Raw genomic sequence first — 18,500 nt, 5'->3', positions numbered from 1 at the left:
GGCTTTAAAGTCACTAGCTTAGCATATTAATTTGCCTTATATACCTTTAAATAATCAAGGGGCTGATTACTTCAGCGTTTTTGATTGCTCTTGGTAACGCAAATTGATATCAACACTATAATATGATCAATTAAACTGTTGAGTTTTGATCTTAATCCTATCAACTAAGTATTGTTTGTAGCATATTCAATAAAGAAAGTCTTCCCTGTATCGCTTCAGCCAAATAAAGTTGATATAACATTCCTTATATCTATGGAACAATGTAGCCTTTAAACCGATTTCATTTCAAGGGGAAATACAATGGAAGCAAGAGTAAAGTGGGTTGAAGGGCTTTCTTTCTTAGGAGAGTCTGCGTCTGGGCACCAGGTGATGATGGATGGCAATGCGGGTGATAAAGCCCCAAGCCCAATGGAAATGGTGTTAATGGCAGCGGGGGGTTGTAGCGCAATTGATGTCGTTTCGATTTTGCAAAAGGGCCGCTACGATATTACGGATTGTGAAGTTAAATTAACCTCACAACGTCGTGAAGAAGCCCCTCGTTATTTTGTGAAAATCCATTTGCATTTTATTGTGACAGGGAATGAATTAACGGAAAAAGCAGTCGAACGTGCCGTTCAACTTTCTGCTGAGAAATATTGCTCAGTCGCATTGATGTTAGAGAAAACCGTTGAAGTCACACACAGCTTTGAAATAAAAAACTAAAAATAAATTTAATTTTTATTAATATATTTGAATTGAAAGATGCTTACCTTAATTAATGATAAGCATCTTATTTTTTAATCAAAAAATAATTTAACTGTTGTTCTTTTGATTAATTAGTTTTTCGACTATTGGTGCCATAATTAATTCCATTGCTAAACTGAGTTTCCCTCCTGGGACGACAATTGTATTCATTGCTGAAATAAAAGAGCCGGATATCATTGATAGCAAATAGGGGAAATCAATTTGCTCTAGCCCACGAAAGCGGATCACAATAAAGCTTTCGTCTTGTGATGGGATATCTTTAGCCGAAAATGGGTTAGAGGTGTCTACCGTAGGAACGCGTTGAAAATTGATATGGGTGCGAGAAAATTGTGGCGTGATGTAATTAATATAGTCCCCCATTGAACGTACAACAGAGTCCATAACCGCTTCGCGGGAGTGCCCTCTCTCTGTGGTATCGCGGATCAATTTTTGGATCCATTCGAGGTTGACAATAGGGACAACACCTACAAGCAAATCAACATGTTGTGCAACATTATGTTCTGGAGTGACAACGCCACCATGCAGCCCCTCATAAAATAAAATATCTGTTTTGTCTGGTAGCGGCTCCCAAGGGGTAAATGTCCCAGGTTGCAAGCCATACGGTACCGCTTCATCATAAGTATGTAGATATTTACGGGACTGCCCACAACCTGTTTTTGCATAGTCGATTAAGGTTTGTTCAAGCAACGCAAAATCATTCGCTTCGGGGCCAAAGTAACTGATGTGCCGGCCTTGTTCTCTGGCTTTACGGATAGCCATATCCATTTCAGGGCGTGTATAGCGATGAAAGCTATCCCCTTCTAATGTTGCTGGTTGGATATTTAATTGGTGAAAAACTTTACGAAATGCTTGGCTAGTTGAGGTTGTGCCAGCTCCGCTCGAACCAGTGATAGCAATGATTGGGTGCTTTTTGGACATCGTGGACTCCCTGTGTTGCGCTTATAAGCACTATTTTAATCAATAGTGCATGAAGCGGATTAACGGGTGTTAGGGTTTTGAGTTTTATTTGATGGTTTTACGACATGATTGTGTGGAAAACCCGCAACTTAATTCATGATAGATGATGGCGTAAAAATGAACCATAGAATAAAAACATCAGACAGAAAAACTCCCCTTAGGCATGAAATTAACTGATTCATGCAATTCAGACCAGACTAGCACAATTTCACCAGAAACTAACTGCCGTTTCACATCGTTGACCTTATCTTGTAAGCTTTTTTCATGGGAGCCGTAGTCGGTTCCTTCCCGTAAGACATAGCTTTCAATTAGGTTTTCCAATGTTTCAGGTTCAAGTTCTTGCCAAGGAATAATCACATTATTTCCTTATCTAAATAAGGCGTTAACCATTGAGGGATGCGTGTTTCTAACCACATTTGCGGTTTTCTCAAGGTACCGCTCACAAAGCCTACGTGCCCACCATGTTCTGTCATTTGGTATTCCACATTGTGGGGTAAAAATGATAAATCAGGAACAACCTCAGGCGCCATAAATGGGTCATCTTTAGCGTGGATAATCAATGTTGGCTTCGTGATGTAAGCTAATTTAGGTAATGCGCTGCATTTTTGATAATAATCTGTCGCATCATCAAAACCATGAATACGAGCAGTGATCACATCATCAAATTCACGGATGCGTTTTAGTTGTTTAAGCTGCAGCAAGTTTAAAGGTAGTGAGCCAGGGTAGCGTACCAATTTACGCGTTGCATTACGTTTTAAGCCATTTAGTAAATAGCGTTGATAGAATTGAGATATTCCTTTTTCCATCCGCAAAGAACAGGCTTCTAGCATTAATGGGGCCGAAACCACGACGCCCGCATCTAAATCTGCATTTTGCCCACTTTCTGCGAGATAGCACGCTAACATATTACCACCAAGAGAATAGCCGACTGCGGCCGTCGGCGTATCACCATAGGTTTGTTTTAACCAACGGAGAAAATAGCGAGCATCACTGGTTTCACCTGAATGGTAAATTCGCTGTTGGCGATTGGGTTCACCGCTACAACCGCGAAAATGCATAATTACACCCAACCAACCATGCTTTTGGGCCGTTTCTAGCATCCCGTGGGCATAAGGGCTCTTAAAATTGCCTTCGAGACCATGGAAGATCACTAAACGTGGCTTATGTGCCGCTAGCTCAGGTTTTTCACTCCAAGCGAGATCGATAAAATCGCCATCAGGCAATTCAAGCCGCTGCCATATTGGTTTGATTTTCGGTGTTCTACGGAAAATCCTTGGCAGTAATGTTTGGAGATGTGGATTTTTAGCCCAACTTATTGGACGAAAGTTTTCTGACATAGCCTTATTTTTATTTAATGGAGACTCTTGTGAGTCACATAACATACTGTTATTTTTTTGTGATGCAAGTAAACAAATTTGAGTTTGAGGCTAAATTATAAATGACATTGGGGCTGGTTTTTTCTCTTTTTACGTTTTTATTCATTGCTGCAGTCACTCCCGGCCCTAACAATATGTTGCTAACGTCAAGTGCAGCAAACTACGGTTTTCGCCATACGATAATATTATGCCTTGGTATTATGTTAGGGATGCAGTCAATACTCTATCTCTCCGCATTCGGGGTTGCTGCACTTTTATTGCTCTATCCTGCGCTTCATGTCGCCTTAAAATTCGCCGGAAGTCTATATTTGCTATGGCTAGCATGGAAAACAGCGACAGCAAATTATGCACCACTGAAGACGAATAGCGAAGTTGCGAAAAGCATTACTTGGTATCAAGGCGGCTTATTACAGTTTTTAAACCCCAAAGCATGGATGATGGGGCTAGGCGCTGTCGGGGGATTTAGCCTCCCCGGTGAATTATTTACCCAATCTATTTTAATGATGAGTATCGCATTTGTGATAGTTAACTTAGTGGCGGGTTTAATTTGGATGGGGTTTGGTTCATTAATCAGCCTATTTTTACGTAGCCGCCGTGCTTGGTTTATTTTTAACTGGGTAATGGGCTTATTAACTGCACTGTGCGTGCCGTTAATTTGGTTGGAATGATCTTTGTTGTACGTGCTAGAGACTTTATAAGAGTTCGATAGCTAATACATAAAATAAATTAAATATTTGTGGCTGATTTTATCTTAATAGGCTATATAATTAGGCTGAGATTAAGCCGTAAATAGAAGAAAGATTCTCTACTATTTGAAGGAATAAAGTAAATGCTTTCCGAAATTATAGAAAAGAATAAAAAAATAATTAAAGGTGAGGATATTGATTTAGTTGTTAAAAAATTATATTTATCCTCTCCGTCTGTAGGTTTCATGAACACAGATGACTCTACATATGTGATTTTAAATCAAATTAGTAATAAATTTTCAGTTCCCTTTAAACATATTTATGTTACAGGATCTGCTCATATAGGATTTAGTTTAAAGACATCTAATGAATATAGTAAAGGTTCATCTGACTTAGATATTGCTATAGTTGATGGCTTTCTTTTTGATAAAATTTTAAATGGCATAGTGGATGATACATTTAACTTTACTAAGAAGTCATCATTTAAGAGTTTTGAGGTATATAAGAGTTATATAAATAATGTAGCTAGAGGATTTATTCACCCATTGTATTTTCCATTCGGAAATACTAGAAAAAACTGGTTTGATTTCTTCAACGAACTAACTTTAGATCATAAAGAGAGTTATTCTAAGATATCAGCTTGCTTGTTCTCTTCTGAAGAAAGCTTTAAAAATAGGCAAAAGTATAGTATTAATTACTTTAAAGCTAACAATCATGAAAATAAGAGTATCTTAAATGAAAACGATTGATTATAAGATCAGGTCTGTACAACTACTAAATTATATGAATGATATTGAATCTGGTAGGCTGGTAACTAACCCGTTTTTCCAAAGGAATTTAGTCTGGAGGGATCTTCATAAACAGGAGTTTATAAAAACAATATTGCTAGGATACCCATTCCCGCATGTTTTTTTGTCTAAAGGTAAAATTGATTTAGACAAAAAAATAAGTATTGCTTCAATTGTTGATGGGCAGCAAAGAACTAATGCAATAATGGAGTTCATTTCAGGGAAACTATCTGTTAATAACAGAAAATTCTCTGAATTGACGGACGAGGAAAAACAAGACTTCTATAAATATGAAATACCCGTGATAGAATTGGATTTAACCAATGATGACCAAATTATTGCTGATATTTTTCAGAGAATCAATAGAACTTCGAATTCATTGACAATGATAGATAGAAAGTCATCAGAGTTTAGTGCTTCGGAGTTCATGCATTTTTCAGAGTTTATTTCAGGCCAGATGGACTTATCTTCTGCTGAAGATGATGAAGATGAGGAAATTACGAACATAAGAAATAATCCATATATAAAAGATAGCTTTAAAGACTGGGCTAAAGCGGTTGATAAAAACAAAAAAGCAAAAGAGTTTAGGCAGTTGATGACTAGCCAAAATCTATTCTCTATTAATGAAATTGCGAAAAAAACAAATCTTCAATATACATTGAATATTATATCAACCACGATTGGCGGTTTTTTCAATCGAAATGAATTATCATGGACATATGCTGAACAGTATAATGAGTCGTTTGATTTAAAAGATAAATTATTGGAAAGACTGGAAAAATCAGCTATTTTATTTAATAAACTGAAATTCAAAAAATCATCTCTATGGTATAGAAAGGCCAATTTTTTTAGCCTTTTTGTCTATTTTTGTAGAGTTATCAATAAGATTGATATTAATGATGACGGAAAGGTTAATGAAATAAAAATAATTATAGATTCAGTTGAATTATCTGATGATTATAAAAATGCAGCAAAAGAAGGTGTAAATAATAAAAAAGAAAGAGAGATCAGAGATATTGAAATTCAAAATATTTTTGAGAAAATCATAAATTAAGCTTAGTGTTTATTCCCCTACTAATCTATTAACAGATTGATAGGGGAGTTTGATTATGTAAACTTGATTAATCTAAATCGACGTTTTTAGTGCCGAAAAAGTAGGTAAAAATAAAACCGAATAAATAGGAAACGAATAACCCGCCCACATAAACTAACATCCCTGGGAACACGCCATCAGCAGAGGTCATCATTGGGATAGCGACTAAGCCGGACGGGCCAAAGACAGTATTTAAACCAACGGGTAAACCCATCCAAGCCACGAGTCCAACAAAGAACCCCCCAGCAGCACCGCCTAAACATGCGGTGACAAACGGCTTCATTCGAGGAAGGGTTACACCGTAGATAAGTGGTTCACCGACACCTAAGAAACCTGGAATGATAGCTCCACGAATTTGGTTACGTAATACTGAATCTTTTGCGGCTTTAACGTACAACGCCATCGCTGCACCAACTTGCCCACCACCAGCCATTGCTAGGATAGGGAAAAGTGAGTTAAAGCCTTGGGTTTCAACGAGTGCCATATATACCGGAACAAAACCTTGGTGCACGCCAAACATTACTGCAATTAAGAATAGCCCAGCAAGTATAGCGGTTCCGAATGGGTTGCTGCTTAAATGAACAAAAAGCCACGACATACCAGAGAATAACCAACTGCCAATTGGCATGATGAAGATAAACACTGCAGCACCAACAATTAACAAGGTAATTGTTGAAGTTAAAATCATATCAAGGTTGGCTGGAATAATTTTACGTACTTGTTTTTCGACCCATGCCCCAAAAATACACGCAATTAATACCCCAATAATGTTACCTCTTGGGTCGATAGCCAACCCGAAGAAGCTATTCATATCAGAATAGAACCCCTTAGCTATTTCAGGGTTGTACCCAAGAACAAACAGTGAAGCAATGATGGCGCCATTTACTGCGCTACCGCCAAAGGCTTTTTGAGTGTTATAACCGATAAGAATACTTAGGAAGCTAAACAGCCCTTTGCTAAATACCGACATATACAGAATCGTATGTACGAGTAGGGTCTGCTCTTCAGGTTTTGTCGGGAGCCCTGCTGGAAAATAGGTTTGTTTCGCCAGAGTTGCAAAACCTAATAGTAAGCCCGCAGCAATAAAACCTGGAATTAGCGGAGTAAATATGGTGGCAAATTTGGATAAAAATCGGTGAACGGCACTGGTTTGTTTCTTTTTCAGTTGCTGCTTATTTGCGGATGCAATATCGTTCAGATCCTGAGGCTGGGCTGCTGCTTCGTGGTTATCCTCTTCATCACTATCTAAAAGTTGGTTCATCAAGTCCGCGGCAGTTTGCGCTTTACCTGGGCCAAGGATCACTTGCAGTTGTTCATCACTTTCAATAACGCCAAGCACTCCTGCAATTTGTTTGAGTGCAGCTTTATCGACTAGCTGGTCATTGTTGAGTGTGAGCCGCAAACGGGTCATACAATTGCCCGCTAATTTAATATTACGGCGTCCTCCAACGTGTTGCAGGATCTGCTGTATCATTTCTATTGTTATTTTAGCCATACTATTTATCCCATTGAAGTCCGCAAGTTAGGCGGATGAGGCCATATTGAGAGCCGTACGAATAAAACCGTTGTTATCTAAGAGTAGTTGACGTGCGTCATCGGCATTTAAACCCGATAACACCATTAAAATGGCAGTTTTGCAGTGCCGGTTACATTGTTGAAGGGCGGTCTCTGCGGTAGTTCGGTCGCAGTCGGTTGCTTCCATCACAATTTTAGTTTGTCTTTCAATGAGTTTGGCATTTGTTGCTTCGACATCGACCATTAAATTACCAAACACCTTTCCAATACGGATCATCGCCCCAGTGGTGATCATATTCAGCACTAATTTTTGTGCTGTTCCTGCTTTCATGCGTGAAGAACCGGTGACAACCTCTGCACCTACAATGGGAGTAATAGCAATATCTGCGGCATTGGCAATTGGGCTATTTGGGTTACAGCTAATGGCCGCTGTTGTTGCACCAACAGCCTTCGCGTATGCTAAAGCGCCTAATACATAAGGCGTTCGCCCACTGGCTGCGATACCAACTAACACATCATTATCATTAAATTGAATATCTTTGAGGTCTTGTTCACCCAGTTCAGGCTTATCTTCTGCATTTTCTACGGCACGGAAAATAGCTTGATGGCCACCGGCGATTAAACCCACAACTTGTTCATGTGGCGTCCCATAAGTTGGCGGGCACTCACTGGCATCAAGGATGCCTAAACGGCCAGAGGTTCCTGCACCTGAATAAATCAGACGACCGCCTTTTAAAAAAGCCTCTGCGACTTTATCAACCAGTTGGGCAATTTCAGGGAGCACTTTTTCAACCGCTAACGGAACGAGCTTGTCCTCATCATTAATGACCTTCAGCATTTCAGCCGTTGATAGTTGGTCGATATTAGTACTGGCTGCATTGCGGCTTTCAGTTACCATTTTGCTTAAGTCGATAGTCATAAAAATTGCTCCTAAATCAGTTATTGGGCTAATATAAGGAATTATTTATTCCTTATATGTGATTAACATCACGGTGCTATCTATTCTAACTTGTGAATATACAAGAATATTTTGTGATTATTTTTATAAGCTAAAGTCACGACTCTTTGAATTATAAGTATTATTCATCAGGTATCAGTGGCTTGATTGAGGAATAATTTATTATTATTTTTTTATCTATAGGTCTGGCTATTACAATTATTATTAGAGGTCACCATGACATTATTGGACATCATTACCTACTCACTACCGAGATTAGCGGAAAACCAACGCAAAATTGCTCAATTTATCCTTGAAAATCCCGAAAATGTACTAAATTTGTCGTCTCAGCAATTAGCGGAAATTTTAGATGTTAGCCAATCAGCCATCGTTAAGTTTAGTCAGAAAGTTGGCGTAAAGGGGTATCCCGCTTTGAAACTTGCACTTAGTGAGATTATTGGGCGCCAACAACTCAAAGATGGAGCGCCTCATTCCGCTCTACATAACCGTATTGCGCCTGATGATAACTTGATGGTTGTTGCTCAGAAACTCGCAATGGAAAAAAATCACTCCATTACAGAAACAACAAAATTAATTGATTTCAAACAGTTTGAACGTATTGTTGAGCGAATAGACCAATCACAGCGAGTACAGATTGTCGGGATTGGTGGGTCAGGTTTAACCGCAAAAGACCTCAGTTACAAATTACAAAAAATTGGTATCACAACACTTGTGGAGTCAGACCACCATGTGCAAATTGCTGCGGCGCTGACTCTCAATACTCATGATGTACAAATCGTTATTTCTTTTACAGGAAGACGTAAAGACATGCTAACAGCAGCGAATATTGCGCGTAAGCAAGGGGCATGCGTCATCGCGATTACTCGTGATTGTGATTCCCCCTTGGGGCAACTTGCTGATTATGTTCTTGAAAGTATCGCGGAGGAAGATGAATGGCGTAGTTCATCAATTTCTTCAAGAACCGCACAAAATACGCTAACAGACTTGATCTTTATGGCGTTATTACAACGAAGAGAAGCGAAAGCGAAGTCGTTGGTTATGAATGCAAGAGTAGTAATTAATAAATTAGATGAATAGCTGGCGGCTTGAATTCTCATCGATAACTTTGCAATAAAACCTTATTTACGTTAAGACTAATATTATAAGTATTTTGATTTTAAAAAGTTAAAAGGGAGTTATTGATGAGAGCACTCATAGTTTATACGGAATTAACTGATGACGACTCCGTTATTAGCCATGCCGTAGCAAGACTCGCCAGTGAACTTAACGATGAGCACGTAGAAACCGTGATCATTCGTAATTTTGAAGATGGAATGGCATACATTCGGTCAAATACCAGCATTGACTGCTTGTTATATGGCCGTGATATGTCAGACAAGCAAGAACAAACTCAGGCACATCAGTTAATTACCCAACTTCACCGTAGGCAAGAAGATGTCCCCGTATTTTTATTAAGTGATCGTGAAGAAGCTTTGACGGCATTCGACCGCAAAATGATGGAACAAGTCGATGAATTTGCATGGATTTTAGAAGACTCCGCAGATTTTATTGCAGGTCGTGTCCTTGCCGCGATCATCCGCTACCGCGCCAATTTACTGCCCCCTTTGATGAAAAGTTTGATTAAATACAGTGATGTACATGAATATTCATGGGCAGCACCGGGGCATCAAGGTGGTGTTGGGTTCACCAAAACTCCCGCAGGTCGCATTTATCATGATTTCTTTGGTGAAAACTTATTTCGGACGGATATCGGTATTGAGCGGGTTGCTGTGGGTTCACTGTTAGACCATACCGGCGCATTTGGTGAGTGTGAAAGGAATGCTGCGCGTATATTTGGTGCTGACCAATCTTACTCCGTGGTTGTGGGAACATCGGGTTCGAACCGAACGATTATGCAAGCTTGTATGACAGATAATGATGTTGTTGTGATTGACCGTAACTGCCACAAATCTATTGAGCAAGGTTTGATCTTAACAGGGGCAAAACCGGTTTATATGACACCAAGCCGTAATCGTTATGGCATCATTGGCCCGATTTATCCTCAAGAAATGACACCCGAAGCGATTACTGAAAAAATCGCTAAAAATCCATTAACTTCGGATAAAATAGGCAAACGTCCTGCATATAGCGTCGTAACCAACTGTACTTACGATGGCGTGTGCTATCACGCACGTAAAGTACAGGATTTGCTGGATGAATCATTGGATAGAATCCATTTTGATGAGGCATGGTACGGCTACGCACGCTTTAACCCTATCTATCGCGACCACTTTGCGATGCGTGATGACCCTAGAAAAGACGATGAGCCCACCGTTTTTGCAACTCACTCTACGCACAAATTATTGAATGCACTTTCACAAGCTTCATTTATCCACATTCGAAATGGCCGTAATGCGATTGATTTTAATCGTTTTAACCAAGCCTATCATATGCATGCGACTACTTCGCCGCTATATGCAATTTGTGCCTCAAATGATATTGCCGCAGACATGATGGACGGTAATAGTGGGCGTTCACTCACTGATGAAGTCATCCGTGAAGCTATCGACTTCCGTCAATCACTGGGCTACCTATACAAAGAATTTATCAATGACGATGAGTGGTTTTTCAAACCATGGAATCAAGAAATGGTGAAAGACCCAGCAACAGGCAAGCGCTATGCTTTTGAAGATGCGCCTGTTGAGCTGTTGATGAAAGAGCAAAGCTGCTGGGTGATGAACCCTGAAGATAAATGGCATGGTTTTAAAGATATCCCTGAAAATTGGGCGATGCTTGACCCGATTAAGGTGAGTATTTTGTCGCCGGGAATGGGAGATGACGGTAAATTACTGGATAGCGGCGTCCCAGCCGCGTTAGTCACGGCATGGTTAAACCACTATGGTATTGTACCAACCCGCACGACTGATTTCCAAATTATGTTCTTGTTTTCTATGGGGATCACAAAAGGAAAATGGGGAACCCTGGTCAATGCGCTGCTGTCGTTTAAGCGCCATTATGACAACAATACGGCACTGAAAAAGGTATTACCTGAAGTGGTTGAAGCGTCTCCTGAGATCTATGGCGAGATGGGGCTACGTGATTTAGGCAATAAAATGTTTGTGTATCTACAAAAAAATAACCCAGGTGGCCAGTTAAATCAGGCTTATGAGCAACTCCCCGCCGTGATGATGAGCCCACGCGATGCCTATCAAGAAATTGTTGCTAACCGCGTTGAGGCGGTTCCTTTAGATAAACTAGCCGGACGTATTGCGGCTAACTCGATTATTCCCTATCCACCAGGTATTCCTATGTTGTTATCAGGTGAAAGTTTTGGTGATAAAAATAGCCCGCATATCGGCTATTTGCATAGTCTTCAAGCGTGGGATAGCGAATTTCCGGGTTTTGAACATGAAACCGAAGGTACTGAAATTATTGATGGCCAGTATTATGTGATGTGTGTGAAAGAATAAGATTCAGTAATGATAAAAACGAAAAGCTATCAAAAGATAGCTTTTCGTGATTTTAATGGATTGTGATGTTTTATAACGAATTAATTTAATTCAAATTCACTGGTCATGGTTTCTAACTGCTCTTGCAGTTCCATCCACTCCATTTCCACATCTTCAAGAGCCGCTTTGTGTTCAGTTTGTTTTTTCAAACATTCCGTCAATTCGGCTTTTTTATCTTGTTCGTAAATGGTGGCATCAGAAAGTTTTGCTTCTAGCTCATTTAGGGCATTCGAGTGCTTATCCATTTGCTTTTCCAATTCCGTGATTTTTTTGCGGATCGGTTGAGTCAGTTGGCGGAACTCCGCTTCACGACGTTTTTGGTCTTTTCTATCTTGTGCCGTCACCGTTGCAGCGGCTGCTGGCTTGTCTTTTTCTTGTTGATCACGCGCTTGCTGTAATTCGAGCTTATTTTGCTCTGCCAGCCATTGTTGGTAATCTTCTAAATCACCATCAAACTGCTCTACAGAACCGCCGTGGACCAAATACAGTTCATCGGTAGTGGTGCGCAGTAAATGCCTATCATGGGAAACGACAACTAAAGCACCTTCGAAGGCCATTAAGGCTTCAGTAAGTGCTTGCCGCATATCTAAGTCCAAGTGGTTGGTTGGTTCATCGAGCAACAGTAAATTAGGGCGTTGCCAAACAATTAACGCGAGTACTAAGCGCGCTTTTTCCCCACCAGAAAAACGGCCGCTTGGGTCAGTGACTTGGTCGCCTTTAAAACCGAAGCCCCCTAAATAGTCACGTAATTGTTGCTCAGTTTGTTCAGGCGCAAGGCGAACTAGATGCTGTAGAGGCGATTCTTCAGGGTGCAAGTACTCTAATTGGTGCTGGGCGAAATAACCAAGTTTGATACCTTTTGCGAGGGAAATTTCCCCCTGTAACGGTGGCAAATCGCCCGCTAACATCTTAATTAATGTGGATTTACCTGCACCATTTCGGCCTAATAATCCAATACGTGAGCCTGGTACTAAGTTCAGCTTGATGGATTGTAAGATGACTTTTTCACCATAGCCTGCGCTGACTTTTTCCATTTTTAATAATGGATTCGGTAAGCTTTCTGGTTTACGGAATGAAAAATGGAATGGGTTATCCACATGAGCTGGGGCAACCATTTCCATTCTTTCAAGCATCTTAATGCGGCTTTGTGCTTGTTTAGCTTTGGTGGCTTGCACTCTAAAACGGTCAATATAACTTTGCAAATGTGCAGCTTTAGCCTGCTGGCTTTCATATAGTGCTTGCTGCTGAGCCAGTTTTGTTGCGCGCTGACGTTCAAATGAAGAGTAGTTGCCCGTGTATTCGAACATGGTTTCTTGTTCGATATGCAGCACTTTATCAATAATCGGGTCGAGGAAATCCCTATCATGGGAAATCAAAATCAGGGTGCCTTGGTAGCTTTTTAACCATTTTTCTAACCAAATCACTGCATCTAAATCAAGGTGGTTGGTTGGTTCATCAAGTAGCAATAAATCTGAACGACATAACAAGGCTTGTGCTAAGTTCAAACGCATCCGCCATCCACCAGAAAATGATTTTACTGGAGAGTTTAATTGCGCTTGGCTGAAACCTAAACCATGTAGCAAACTGGCTGCACGGGAGCGGATGGTCCATGCATCAATGGCATCAAGTTGCCCATGAACCACAGCGATGGCATGGCCGTCATTTTTTTCATTGGCTTGTTGAAGTTTTTGCTCTAAAGCTCGGAACTCGCGATCACCATCAATCACATATTCAAGAGCGGGCACATCAAGGGCAGGGGTTTCTTGGTTCACCCATGCCATGGACCAATTGCTTGGAAAGGTTGCAGAACCTGCTTCAGCTTGTAATTCGCCTTTTAATAACGCAAGAAGCGTCGATTTACCGCAGCCGTTTTTACCCACTAAACCAACTTTTTGGCCGGGGTTAATAGTCGCAGTGGCATTGTCTAGTAGGACACGAACACCTCGGCGAATTTGGAGTGAAGAGAAAACAATCATAGCAACCGTCTATTAAAAATATGTTAGATTATCAACGTATATACTCTAAATAATTTACGGTGCTGTTAGGTGACAAGCACATGAGTCGCTAGGAGCCTACTTAAGTAGGTGACTAGTGCGAATGCGCGTAGTCAACAACACAGCAACGTGAAGTATGACGAGTATAGCAGGCAGCATGGTAACGGAAAATGTTCCGTCTGACACGCCTTTGAGGAGGGAAAGATGTCAAATACACCGAAAGTGCTGGTGGTCTACGCTCACCCGGACCCCGACGAATCGATGGCTAATAAGGCGTTATTGGAGGCAGTGCGTGATTTTGACCATGTGACTGTACACGATTTATACGCAATTTATCCAGATTATTTTATTGATGTAACTGCGGAACAAAAATTACTGTGCCAGCACGATATCATTATTTTTCAACATCCTCTCTATACATATAGTTGCCCTGCGTTGTTGAAAGAGTGGTTTGACCGCGTGCTAACCCGCCGTTTTGCGACCGATGTAGGGTACCAAAAATTAAAAGGCAAATACTGGCGTTCTGTGATTACCACAGGCGAGCCTGTTCACGCTTACCAATATGATGGATATAACCATTATCCACTTACAGAAATACTTCGCCCATTTGAATTGACCGCATTAATGTGTGATATGCAGTGGCTGGAACCAACCATTATTTATGCAGCACGTCGGCAGCCTAAAGAACGATTTGAACAGATTATCGATGACTACCGCCAATGGATGCAACAGCCGCTAGGTGCGGGAGGGCTATCCTAATGTCAGAACTAGGGCTATTTGAATCCGTTATCATCTTCCTCTGCGCAGGGGTAGTCATGGTACCTATTGCACAAAAAATCCGCTTAGGTGCTGTACTGGGGTATTTGCTTGCCGGGATCATGATTGGGCCATTTGTTTTTGGCTTTATTCGTAATGTTGATGATATTTTGCACTTCTCCGAAATGGGAGTGGTGTTCCTGATGTTTCTCATCGGGTTAGAGCTAAAACCTTCTAAATTATGGGAGCTTAGGCGCTCGATTTTCGGTGTAGGTACGCTTCAAGTGGTTGTCACTGCGGCTATCATGGCGTCACTGTTGTTTTTAGCCAAATTTTCTTGGCAAGCTGCCATTGTTGGTGGATTAGGAATGGCGATGTCATCAACGGCAATGGCACTTCAGTTGATGAACGAAAAAGGGATGTCCAACAAAGAAAGCGGGCAACTTGGTTTTTCTGTTTTACTTTTCCAAGATATGGCCGTGATCCCAATCATGGCACTGATCCCGTTGCTAGCTGGGGACTCAGCAACCAGTGATTGGCAAAAAATTGGCTTGAAAATAGTGGCGTTCGCAGGTTTATGGGTCGTTGGACGTTATTTATTACGACCGATGTTCAGGCTTGCCGCTAAATCTGGCGTTCATGAAATTTTTACGGCTGCAGCACTGTTGGTGGTATTAGGTTCCGCACTCATTATGGAAAGCCTTGGGTTTTCTATGGCTCTGGGAACTTTTATGGCAGGGGTCATGTTAGCGGAAACAGAGTTTCGCCATGAGCTGGAAATTAATATCGAACCGTTTAAAGGTCTGCTACTGGGGCTATTTTTTATCTCAGTAGGTATGTCATTGAATTTAGACGTGTTATGGGCCTATTTACCACAAGTATTGATTGCTGTTGCGGTATTAGTCGCAGTCAAAGCTTTAGTGCTTTACGGACTGAGTTTAGCCGCTAGGCTTCGAAATGGAGCAAGAGCTCAATTTTCCGGGGTGCTTAGCCAAGGTGGTGAATTTGCTTTTGTGATCTATGCAACTGCTTTTGGTGCAAGTGTGATAAATGAACGGCAGATGGACTTATTACTGGTAGTTGTCACACTTTCGATGATGACTACTCCACTTGTGATGCAGTTGATAGATGCCTATTTAAACTACCGTTATAATCAACAACCAGCCTCGAGCGAAAAACCATTTGTAGAAGACAATGACCCACATGTTATTTTGGTCGGATTTGGTCGCATGGGGCAGGTGGTTGGCCGCTTATTAATGGCGAATAAGGTTAAAATTACAGTACTAGAACAAGATGTTACGGCGATTAGTACCATGCGTCGCTACGGCTATACGGTCTATTACGGTGATGCACGTGAACTGCAATTATTACGCTCAGCAGGAGCCGATAAAGCAAAATCTATCGTCATCACCAGTGATGTGCCTGAAGAAGTGATGGAAATTGTGCAAATTTGCCAAGAAAATTTCCCTAACTTGCATATTATTGCACGTGCTAAAGGTCGCCTTGAGGCCCATGAGTTATTACAAAGTGGAGTGACTGATTTTAGCCGTGAAACATTCTCGAGCGCACTTGAATTAGGAAGCAAAGCGCTTGTTAGTACAGGGATGCATCCTCATAAAGCTTATCGCGCGAAGCAGCATTTCCGCCGTTTAGACATGAAAATGCTTAGAGATATTTACCCAGAGAATGAAAATAGTGACAGCGGGCAAATTTCACGCATTAAAGAGGCTCGTCGTGAACTGAATGAACTCTTTGAGAAAGAAATGCAAAGAGAACATCGGCAGCCTCATAGCTGGAATAATGAACAATAAGGGTTAGAAATGGCTTCAACACGTAAACGCTTTATTGCCGGGGCGACGTGCCCTAAGTGCAAGTCACAAGACACATTAATGATGTGGCGTGAAGATAAAATTGATGTTGTCGAGTGTGTCAATTGTGGCGATCAGCAACGCCAAGCAGGGGATGAAGCAACGGGACATGTTAGGCAAAAAGAGCAGGTTATTGGAATTTTTACACCTGAATAATAGAAATTTGTCAATTCTCAATACATCACTATAGTTTTTCGGTACAATTGGCAAAAATTTTTCCCTTACGGGTAGTAGGAGATGTCATGAAAGTAGCAAAAGACTTGGTGGTCAGCTTGGCTTATCAAGTAAGAACAGAAGACGGTGTTTTAGTTGATGAGTCGCCAGCAAGCGCGCCAATGGACTATTTGCATGGTCGTGGGTCTTTAATTTCAGGTTTAGAAAAAGCATTAGAAGGTCGCTCTGTCGGCGAAAACTTCGATGTTGAAGTCGCTTCAGACGATGCATATGGCCAATACGATGACAACTTAGTTCAACGTGTTCCTAAAGATGTATTTATGGGCGTTGATGAGCTAGAAGTCGGCATGCGTTTCTTAGCTGACACTGACATGGGCCCAGTTCCTGTTGAAATTACAGGTATCGAAGGTGATGAAGTTATCGTTGACGGTAACCACATGTTAGCAGGTCAAAACCTGAAATTTAATGTTGAAATCATGGCTATTCGTGAAGCAACAGAAGAAGAAATCGCACATGGCCACGTCCATGGTGCAGGTGGTCACGACCATGACCACGACCATGAAGGTGGTTGCTGTGGCGGTGGCGGTCATAACCACGGTTCAGAAGGCGGTTGCTGCGGTGGCGGTGAAGGTCACGGACACGGTCACAAACAAGGCGGCTGCGGCTGCCACTAATACCTCGTATTAGTGTTTGTAAAAAAAAGGAAGCGAAAGCTTCCTTTTTTTCATTTAAAATCAATAGGTTCGCATTTTAAATTAATAATGTGGTGGCGGCGTTTCTTCTTCAGGCCTTGCTAAGTGAGAATCTTGGGATGATTTCAGCCTTTCAGCTACAATGCGTAAATGTTCCTGCAGACGGCTCATTTGCATTTGTTGGTCAGTAATAACCTGGTTTAGTTGTTCAATCGCCAGTTCTTGAAAGGCAACTTTACTTTCTAAAAGTTCTAGGCGTTGTTCAAATGTATCAGATGAGTCCATATTCGACTCTCCTTAAGCGTTTATATCGTAATTAAACCATCATAATAACTGAACATTACAAATCAATAGATAAGTTTTAGTTAAAGATATAGGCGACGAAACGACTTTTTGTTAATGTGGTCTCAGTAGTTATTATATTTTTTTAATACTCAATGGGGTAACGGGGTCTAAACTTAAAGAGCCCTACCCATAAAACGAATAGTTCGCTATTCGAATATAATCGAATAAAAGTTATCGGAGACTAGGATGAAATCACTGTTTAAGGCAAGCCTTTTAGCAACTACGCTAGCATTTACTTTTGCTGCTCCGCAAGTGATGGCAGCGGAAGCCAAAGCACAAAGCAGCGCATTCAAAAACGCAGAAGAGCGTAATGCGTATGCACTGGGTGCGTCTTTAGGCCGCTACATGCAGAATTCTTTAGAAGAACAAAAAACAATTGGTATTAATTTGGATAAGGCTCAATTACTCGCTGGTGTCCAAGATGCATTTAACGGCAAAAGCAAAATGACCGATGCAGAAGTTGAAGAAACATTGCGTCAGTTTGAAGGTCAAGTCAAAGAAGCTGCCGACAAAAAAATGAAAGAAGAATCAGCTAATAATGAGAAAAAAGGCGCTGAGTACCGCGAAAAATACGCGAAAGAAAAAGGCGTTGTTAAAACTAAATCAGGCTTACTGTACAAAATTGAAAAAGACGGTACAGGGGCGAAACCTAAAGCAGATGAAACCGTTGTGGTTCACTACAAAGGTTCTTTGATTGACGGTACTGAATTCGACAGCTCATATTCACGTAATGAGCCACTGACAATTCCATTAAATTCAGTTATTAAAGGCTGGACTGAAGGTTTAGTTAACCTGAAAAAAGGCGGCAAAATGCAGTTGGTTATCCCAGCTGAATTAGCTTACGGCGAAAATGGCGTGCCGGGTATCCCAGCAAATTCAACATTAGTCTTTGATGTTGAATTATTAGATATCAAACCTGCTGCTAAATAAGTCCTCACTAAGCATTAGCTAAGTGTATTTTGATGCCCAATGCATTCATGCCTTGGGCTTTTTTATATTTCTCATCAAAAAAACTCTCAAATTGTTTAAAACTTGTGATAAAACAGACTGTCTTGCATTCATTCGC

Annotated in this window: 18 protein-coding genes; 11 read left to right on the top strand and 7 right to left on the bottom strand. The window is 41.0% G+C overall.

Translation table 11 applies throughout. The annotated features are described in order from the left end of the window. The first annotated feature begins 300 nt into the window (after positions 1-300). A complete protein-coding gene (locus M1F25_RS20380) occupies positions 301-702 on the top strand; it encodes an OsmC family protein (RefSeq protein ID WP_004262554.1) in 402 nt (133 codons plus the stop codon). A gap of 90 nt (positions 703-792) precedes the next feature. On the opposite strand, the gene M1F25_RS20375 is transcribed toward M1F25_RS20380, so the two are convergent. From M1F25_RS20375 to M1F25_RS20365, 3 genes are all read right to left on the bottom strand, one after another. Next, complete coding sequence (locus M1F25_RS20375) at positions 793-1,662, bottom strand: phosphoribulokinase (protein WP_181488839.1); 870 nt, start codon at positions 1,660-1,662, stop codon at positions 793-795. A 177-nt stretch (positions 1,663-1,839) separates the two neighbouring features. Next, a complete protein-coding gene (locus M1F25_RS20370) occupies positions 1,840-2,058 on the bottom strand; it encodes a YheU family protein (RefSeq protein WP_004262551.1) in 219 nt (72 codons plus the stop codon). Further along, the gene (locus tag M1F25_RS20365; protein ID WP_036958590.1) at positions 2,055-3,038 is read right to left on the bottom strand and encodes a hydrolase; all 984 of its coding nucleotides are present in this window, start codon (positions 3,036-3,038) and stop codon (positions 2,055-2,057) included. The genes M1F25_RS20370 and M1F25_RS20365 overlap by 4 nt, the downstream gene beginning before the upstream one ends. 101 nt (positions 3,039-3,139) lie before the next feature. On the opposite strand from M1F25_RS20365, the gene M1F25_RS20360 reads away from it, so the two are divergent. The 3 genes from M1F25_RS20360 (at position 3,140) to M1F25_RS20350 (ending at position 5,605) form a co-directional block, all read left to right on the top strand. Beyond that, positions 3,140-3,745, top strand: a complete 606-nt coding sequence (locus M1F25_RS20360) for a LysE family translocator (RefSeq protein ID WP_094960782.1) — start codon at positions 3,140-3,142, stop codon at positions 3,743-3,745. A 161-nt stretch (positions 3,746-3,906) separates the two neighbouring features. Next, positions 3,907-4,512 (top strand): hypothetical protein, encoded by a 606-nt coding sequence (locus M1F25_RS20355; RefSeq protein WP_094960781.1) that lies wholly within the window; start codon positions 3,907-3,909, stop codon positions 4,510-4,512. Further along, positions 4,499-5,605, top strand: a complete 1,107-nt coding sequence (locus M1F25_RS20350) for a DUF262 domain-containing protein (protein ID WP_094960780.1) — start codon at positions 4,499-4,501, stop codon at positions 5,603-5,605. The genes M1F25_RS20355 and M1F25_RS20350 overlap by 14 nt, the downstream gene beginning before the upstream one ends. A 67-nt stretch (positions 5,606-5,672) precedes the next feature. On the opposite strand, the gene murP is transcribed toward M1F25_RS20350, so the two are convergent. Together murP and murQ are read right to left on the bottom strand one after the other, a co-directional pair. Further along, positions 5,673-7,139: a PTS N-acetylmuramic acid transporter subunit IIBC gene (gene murP / locus M1F25_RS20345; protein WP_004262534.1), complete on the bottom strand. Its 1,467-nt coding sequence runs from the start codon at positions 7,137-7,139 to the stop codon at positions 5,673-5,675. A gap of 27 nt (positions 7,140-7,166) precedes the next feature. Beyond that, complete coding sequence (gene murQ, locus M1F25_RS20340; protein WP_004262531.1) at positions 7,167-8,078, bottom strand: N-acetylmuramic acid 6-phosphate etherase; 912 nt, start codon at positions 8,076-8,078, stop codon at positions 7,167-7,169. Between the two features lie 255 nt (positions 8,079-8,333). Between murQ and M1F25_RS20335 the strand changes: the two genes are divergently transcribed. Next, positions 8,334-9,194 carry a MurR/RpiR family transcriptional regulator gene (locus M1F25_RS20335; protein ID WP_004262528.1) on the top strand — a complete coding sequence of 287 codons (861 nt, stop codon included), beginning with the start codon at positions 8,334-8,336 and terminating at the stop codon, positions 9,192-9,194. 104 nt (positions 9,195-9,298) lie between these two features. After that, the gene (gene adiA, locus M1F25_RS20330; protein WP_181488837.1) at positions 9,299-11,566 is read left to right on the top strand and encodes an arginine decarboxylase; all 2,268 of its coding nucleotides are present in this window, start codon (positions 9,299-9,301) and stop codon (positions 11,564-11,566) included. 80 nt (positions 11,567-11,646) lie between these two features. Here adiA and M1F25_RS20325 read toward each other — a convergent pair whose 3' ends face one another. After that, on the bottom strand, positions 11,647-13,581 hold the full coding sequence (locus tag M1F25_RS20325; RefSeq protein ID WP_112307474.1) for an ABC transporter ATP-binding protein: 1,935 nt from the start codon (positions 13,579-13,581) through the stop codon (positions 11,647-11,649). Positions 13,582-13,803: 222 nt separating this feature from the next. Between M1F25_RS20325 and kefG the strand changes: the two genes are divergently transcribed. From kefG to slyD, 4 genes are all read left to right on the top strand, one after another. Next, a complete protein-coding gene (gene kefG, locus M1F25_RS20320) occupies positions 13,804-14,358 on the top strand; it encodes a glutathione-regulated potassium-efflux system ancillary protein KefG (RefSeq protein ID WP_004262516.1) in 555 nt (184 codons plus the stop codon). Beyond that, complete coding sequence (kefB, locus tag M1F25_RS20315) at positions 14,358-16,166, top strand: glutathione-regulated potassium-efflux system protein KefB (RefSeq protein WP_004262513.1); 1,809 nt, start codon at positions 14,358-14,360, stop codon at positions 16,164-16,166. Before kefG ends, kefB begins: the two co-directional genes overlap by 1 nt. Before the next feature lie 9 nt (positions 16,167-16,175). Then, complete coding sequence (locus M1F25_RS20310; protein ID WP_004262510.1) at positions 16,176-16,379, top strand: YheV family putative zinc ribbon protein; 204 nt, start codon at positions 16,176-16,178, stop codon at positions 16,377-16,379. A gap of 86 nt (positions 16,380-16,465) precedes the next feature. Further along, the gene (slyD, locus tag M1F25_RS20305; protein WP_181488835.1) at positions 16,466-17,071 is read left to right on the top strand and encodes a peptidylprolyl isomerase; all 606 of its coding nucleotides are present in this window, start codon (positions 16,466-16,468) and stop codon (positions 17,069-17,071) included. A gap of 81 nt (positions 17,072-17,152) precedes the next feature. On the opposite strand, the gene M1F25_RS20300 is transcribed toward slyD, so the two are convergent. Beyond that, on the bottom strand, positions 17,153-17,374 hold the full coding sequence (locus tag M1F25_RS20300) for a SlyX family protein (RefSeq protein ID WP_004262507.1): 222 nt from the start codon (positions 17,372-17,374) through the stop codon (positions 17,153-17,155). A gap of 246 nt (positions 17,375-17,620) precedes the next feature. Here M1F25_RS20300 and fkpA point away from each other — a divergent pair, with 246 nt between their 5' ends. Further along, positions 17,621-18,364: an FKBP-type peptidyl-prolyl cis-trans isomerase gene (gene fkpA / locus M1F25_RS20295; RefSeq protein WP_004262506.1), complete on the top strand. Its 744-nt coding sequence runs from the start codon at positions 17,621-17,623 to the stop codon at positions 18,362-18,364. Positions 18,365-18,500: the final 136 nt, after the last annotated feature.

Origin of the sequence: Providencia sp. PROV109, assembly GCF_033681625.1 — a bacterium.
Lineage (GTDB): Bacteria > Pseudomonadota > Gammaproteobacteria > Enterobacterales > Enterobacteriaceae > Providencia > Providencia hangzhouensis.
This window is presented reverse-complemented; position numbering and strand designations above follow the sequence as displayed.

Bases quoted from the DNA above. Each gene is read 5' to 3' on its own strand.
- M1F25_RS20380 (WP_004262554.1), top strand. From the start codon at position 301: ATGGAAGCAAGAGTAAAGTGGGTTGAAGGGCTTTCTTTCTTAGGAGAG.
- M1F25_RS20375 (WP_181488839.1), bottom strand. From the start codon at position 1,662: ATGTCCAAAAAGCACCCAATCATTGCTATCACTGGTTCGAGCGGAGCT.
- M1F25_RS20365 (WP_036958590.1), bottom strand. From the start codon at position 3,038: ATGTCAGAAAACTTTCGTCCAATAAGTTGGGCTAAAAATCCACATCTC.
- M1F25_RS20360 (WP_094960782.1), top strand. From the start codon at position 3,140: ATGACATTGGGGCTGGTTTTTTCTCTTTTTACGTTTTTATTCATTGCT.
- M1F25_RS20355 (WP_094960781.1), top strand. From the start codon at position 3,907: ATGCTTTCCGAAATTATAGAAAAGAATAAAAAAATAATTAAAGGTGAG.
- M1F25_RS20350 (WP_094960780.1), top strand. From the start codon at position 4,499: ATGAAAACGATTGATTATAAGATCAGGTCTGTACAACTACTAAATTAT.
- murP (WP_004262534.1), bottom strand. From the start codon at position 7,139: ATGGCTAAAATAACAATAGAAATGATACAGCAGATCCTGCAACACGTT.
- murQ (WP_004262531.1), bottom strand. From the start codon at position 8,078: ATGACTATCGACTTAAGCAAAATGGTAACTGAAAGCCGCAATGCAGCC.
- M1F25_RS20335 (WP_004262528.1), top strand. From the start codon at position 8,334: ATGACATTATTGGACATCATTACCTACTCACTACCGAGATTAGCGGAA.
- adiA (WP_181488837.1), top strand. From the start codon at position 9,299: ATGAGAGCACTCATAGTTTATACGGAATTAACTGATGACGACTCCGTT.
- M1F25_RS20325 (WP_112307474.1), bottom strand. From the start codon at position 13,581: ATGATTGTTTTCTCTTCACTCCAAATTCGCCGAGGTGTTCGTGTCCTA.
- kefG (WP_004262516.1), top strand. From the start codon at position 13,804: ATGTCAAATACACCGAAAGTGCTGGTGGTCTACGCTCACCCGGACCCC.
- kefB (WP_004262513.1), top strand. From the start codon at position 14,358: ATGTCAGAACTAGGGCTATTTGAATCCGTTATCATCTTCCTCTGCGCA.
- M1F25_RS20310 (WP_004262510.1), top strand. From the start codon at position 16,176: ATGGCTTCAACACGTAAACGCTTTATTGCCGGGGCGACGTGCCCTAAG.
- slyD (WP_181488835.1), top strand. From the start codon at position 16,466: ATGAAAGTAGCAAAAGACTTGGTGGTCAGCTTGGCTTATCAAGTAAGA.
- M1F25_RS20300 (WP_004262507.1), bottom strand. From the start codon at position 17,374: ATGGACTCATCTGATACATTTGAACAACGCCTAGAACTTTTAGAAAGT.
- fkpA (WP_004262506.1), top strand. From the start codon at position 17,621: ATGAAATCACTGTTTAAGGCAAGCCTTTTAGCAACTACGCTAGCATTT.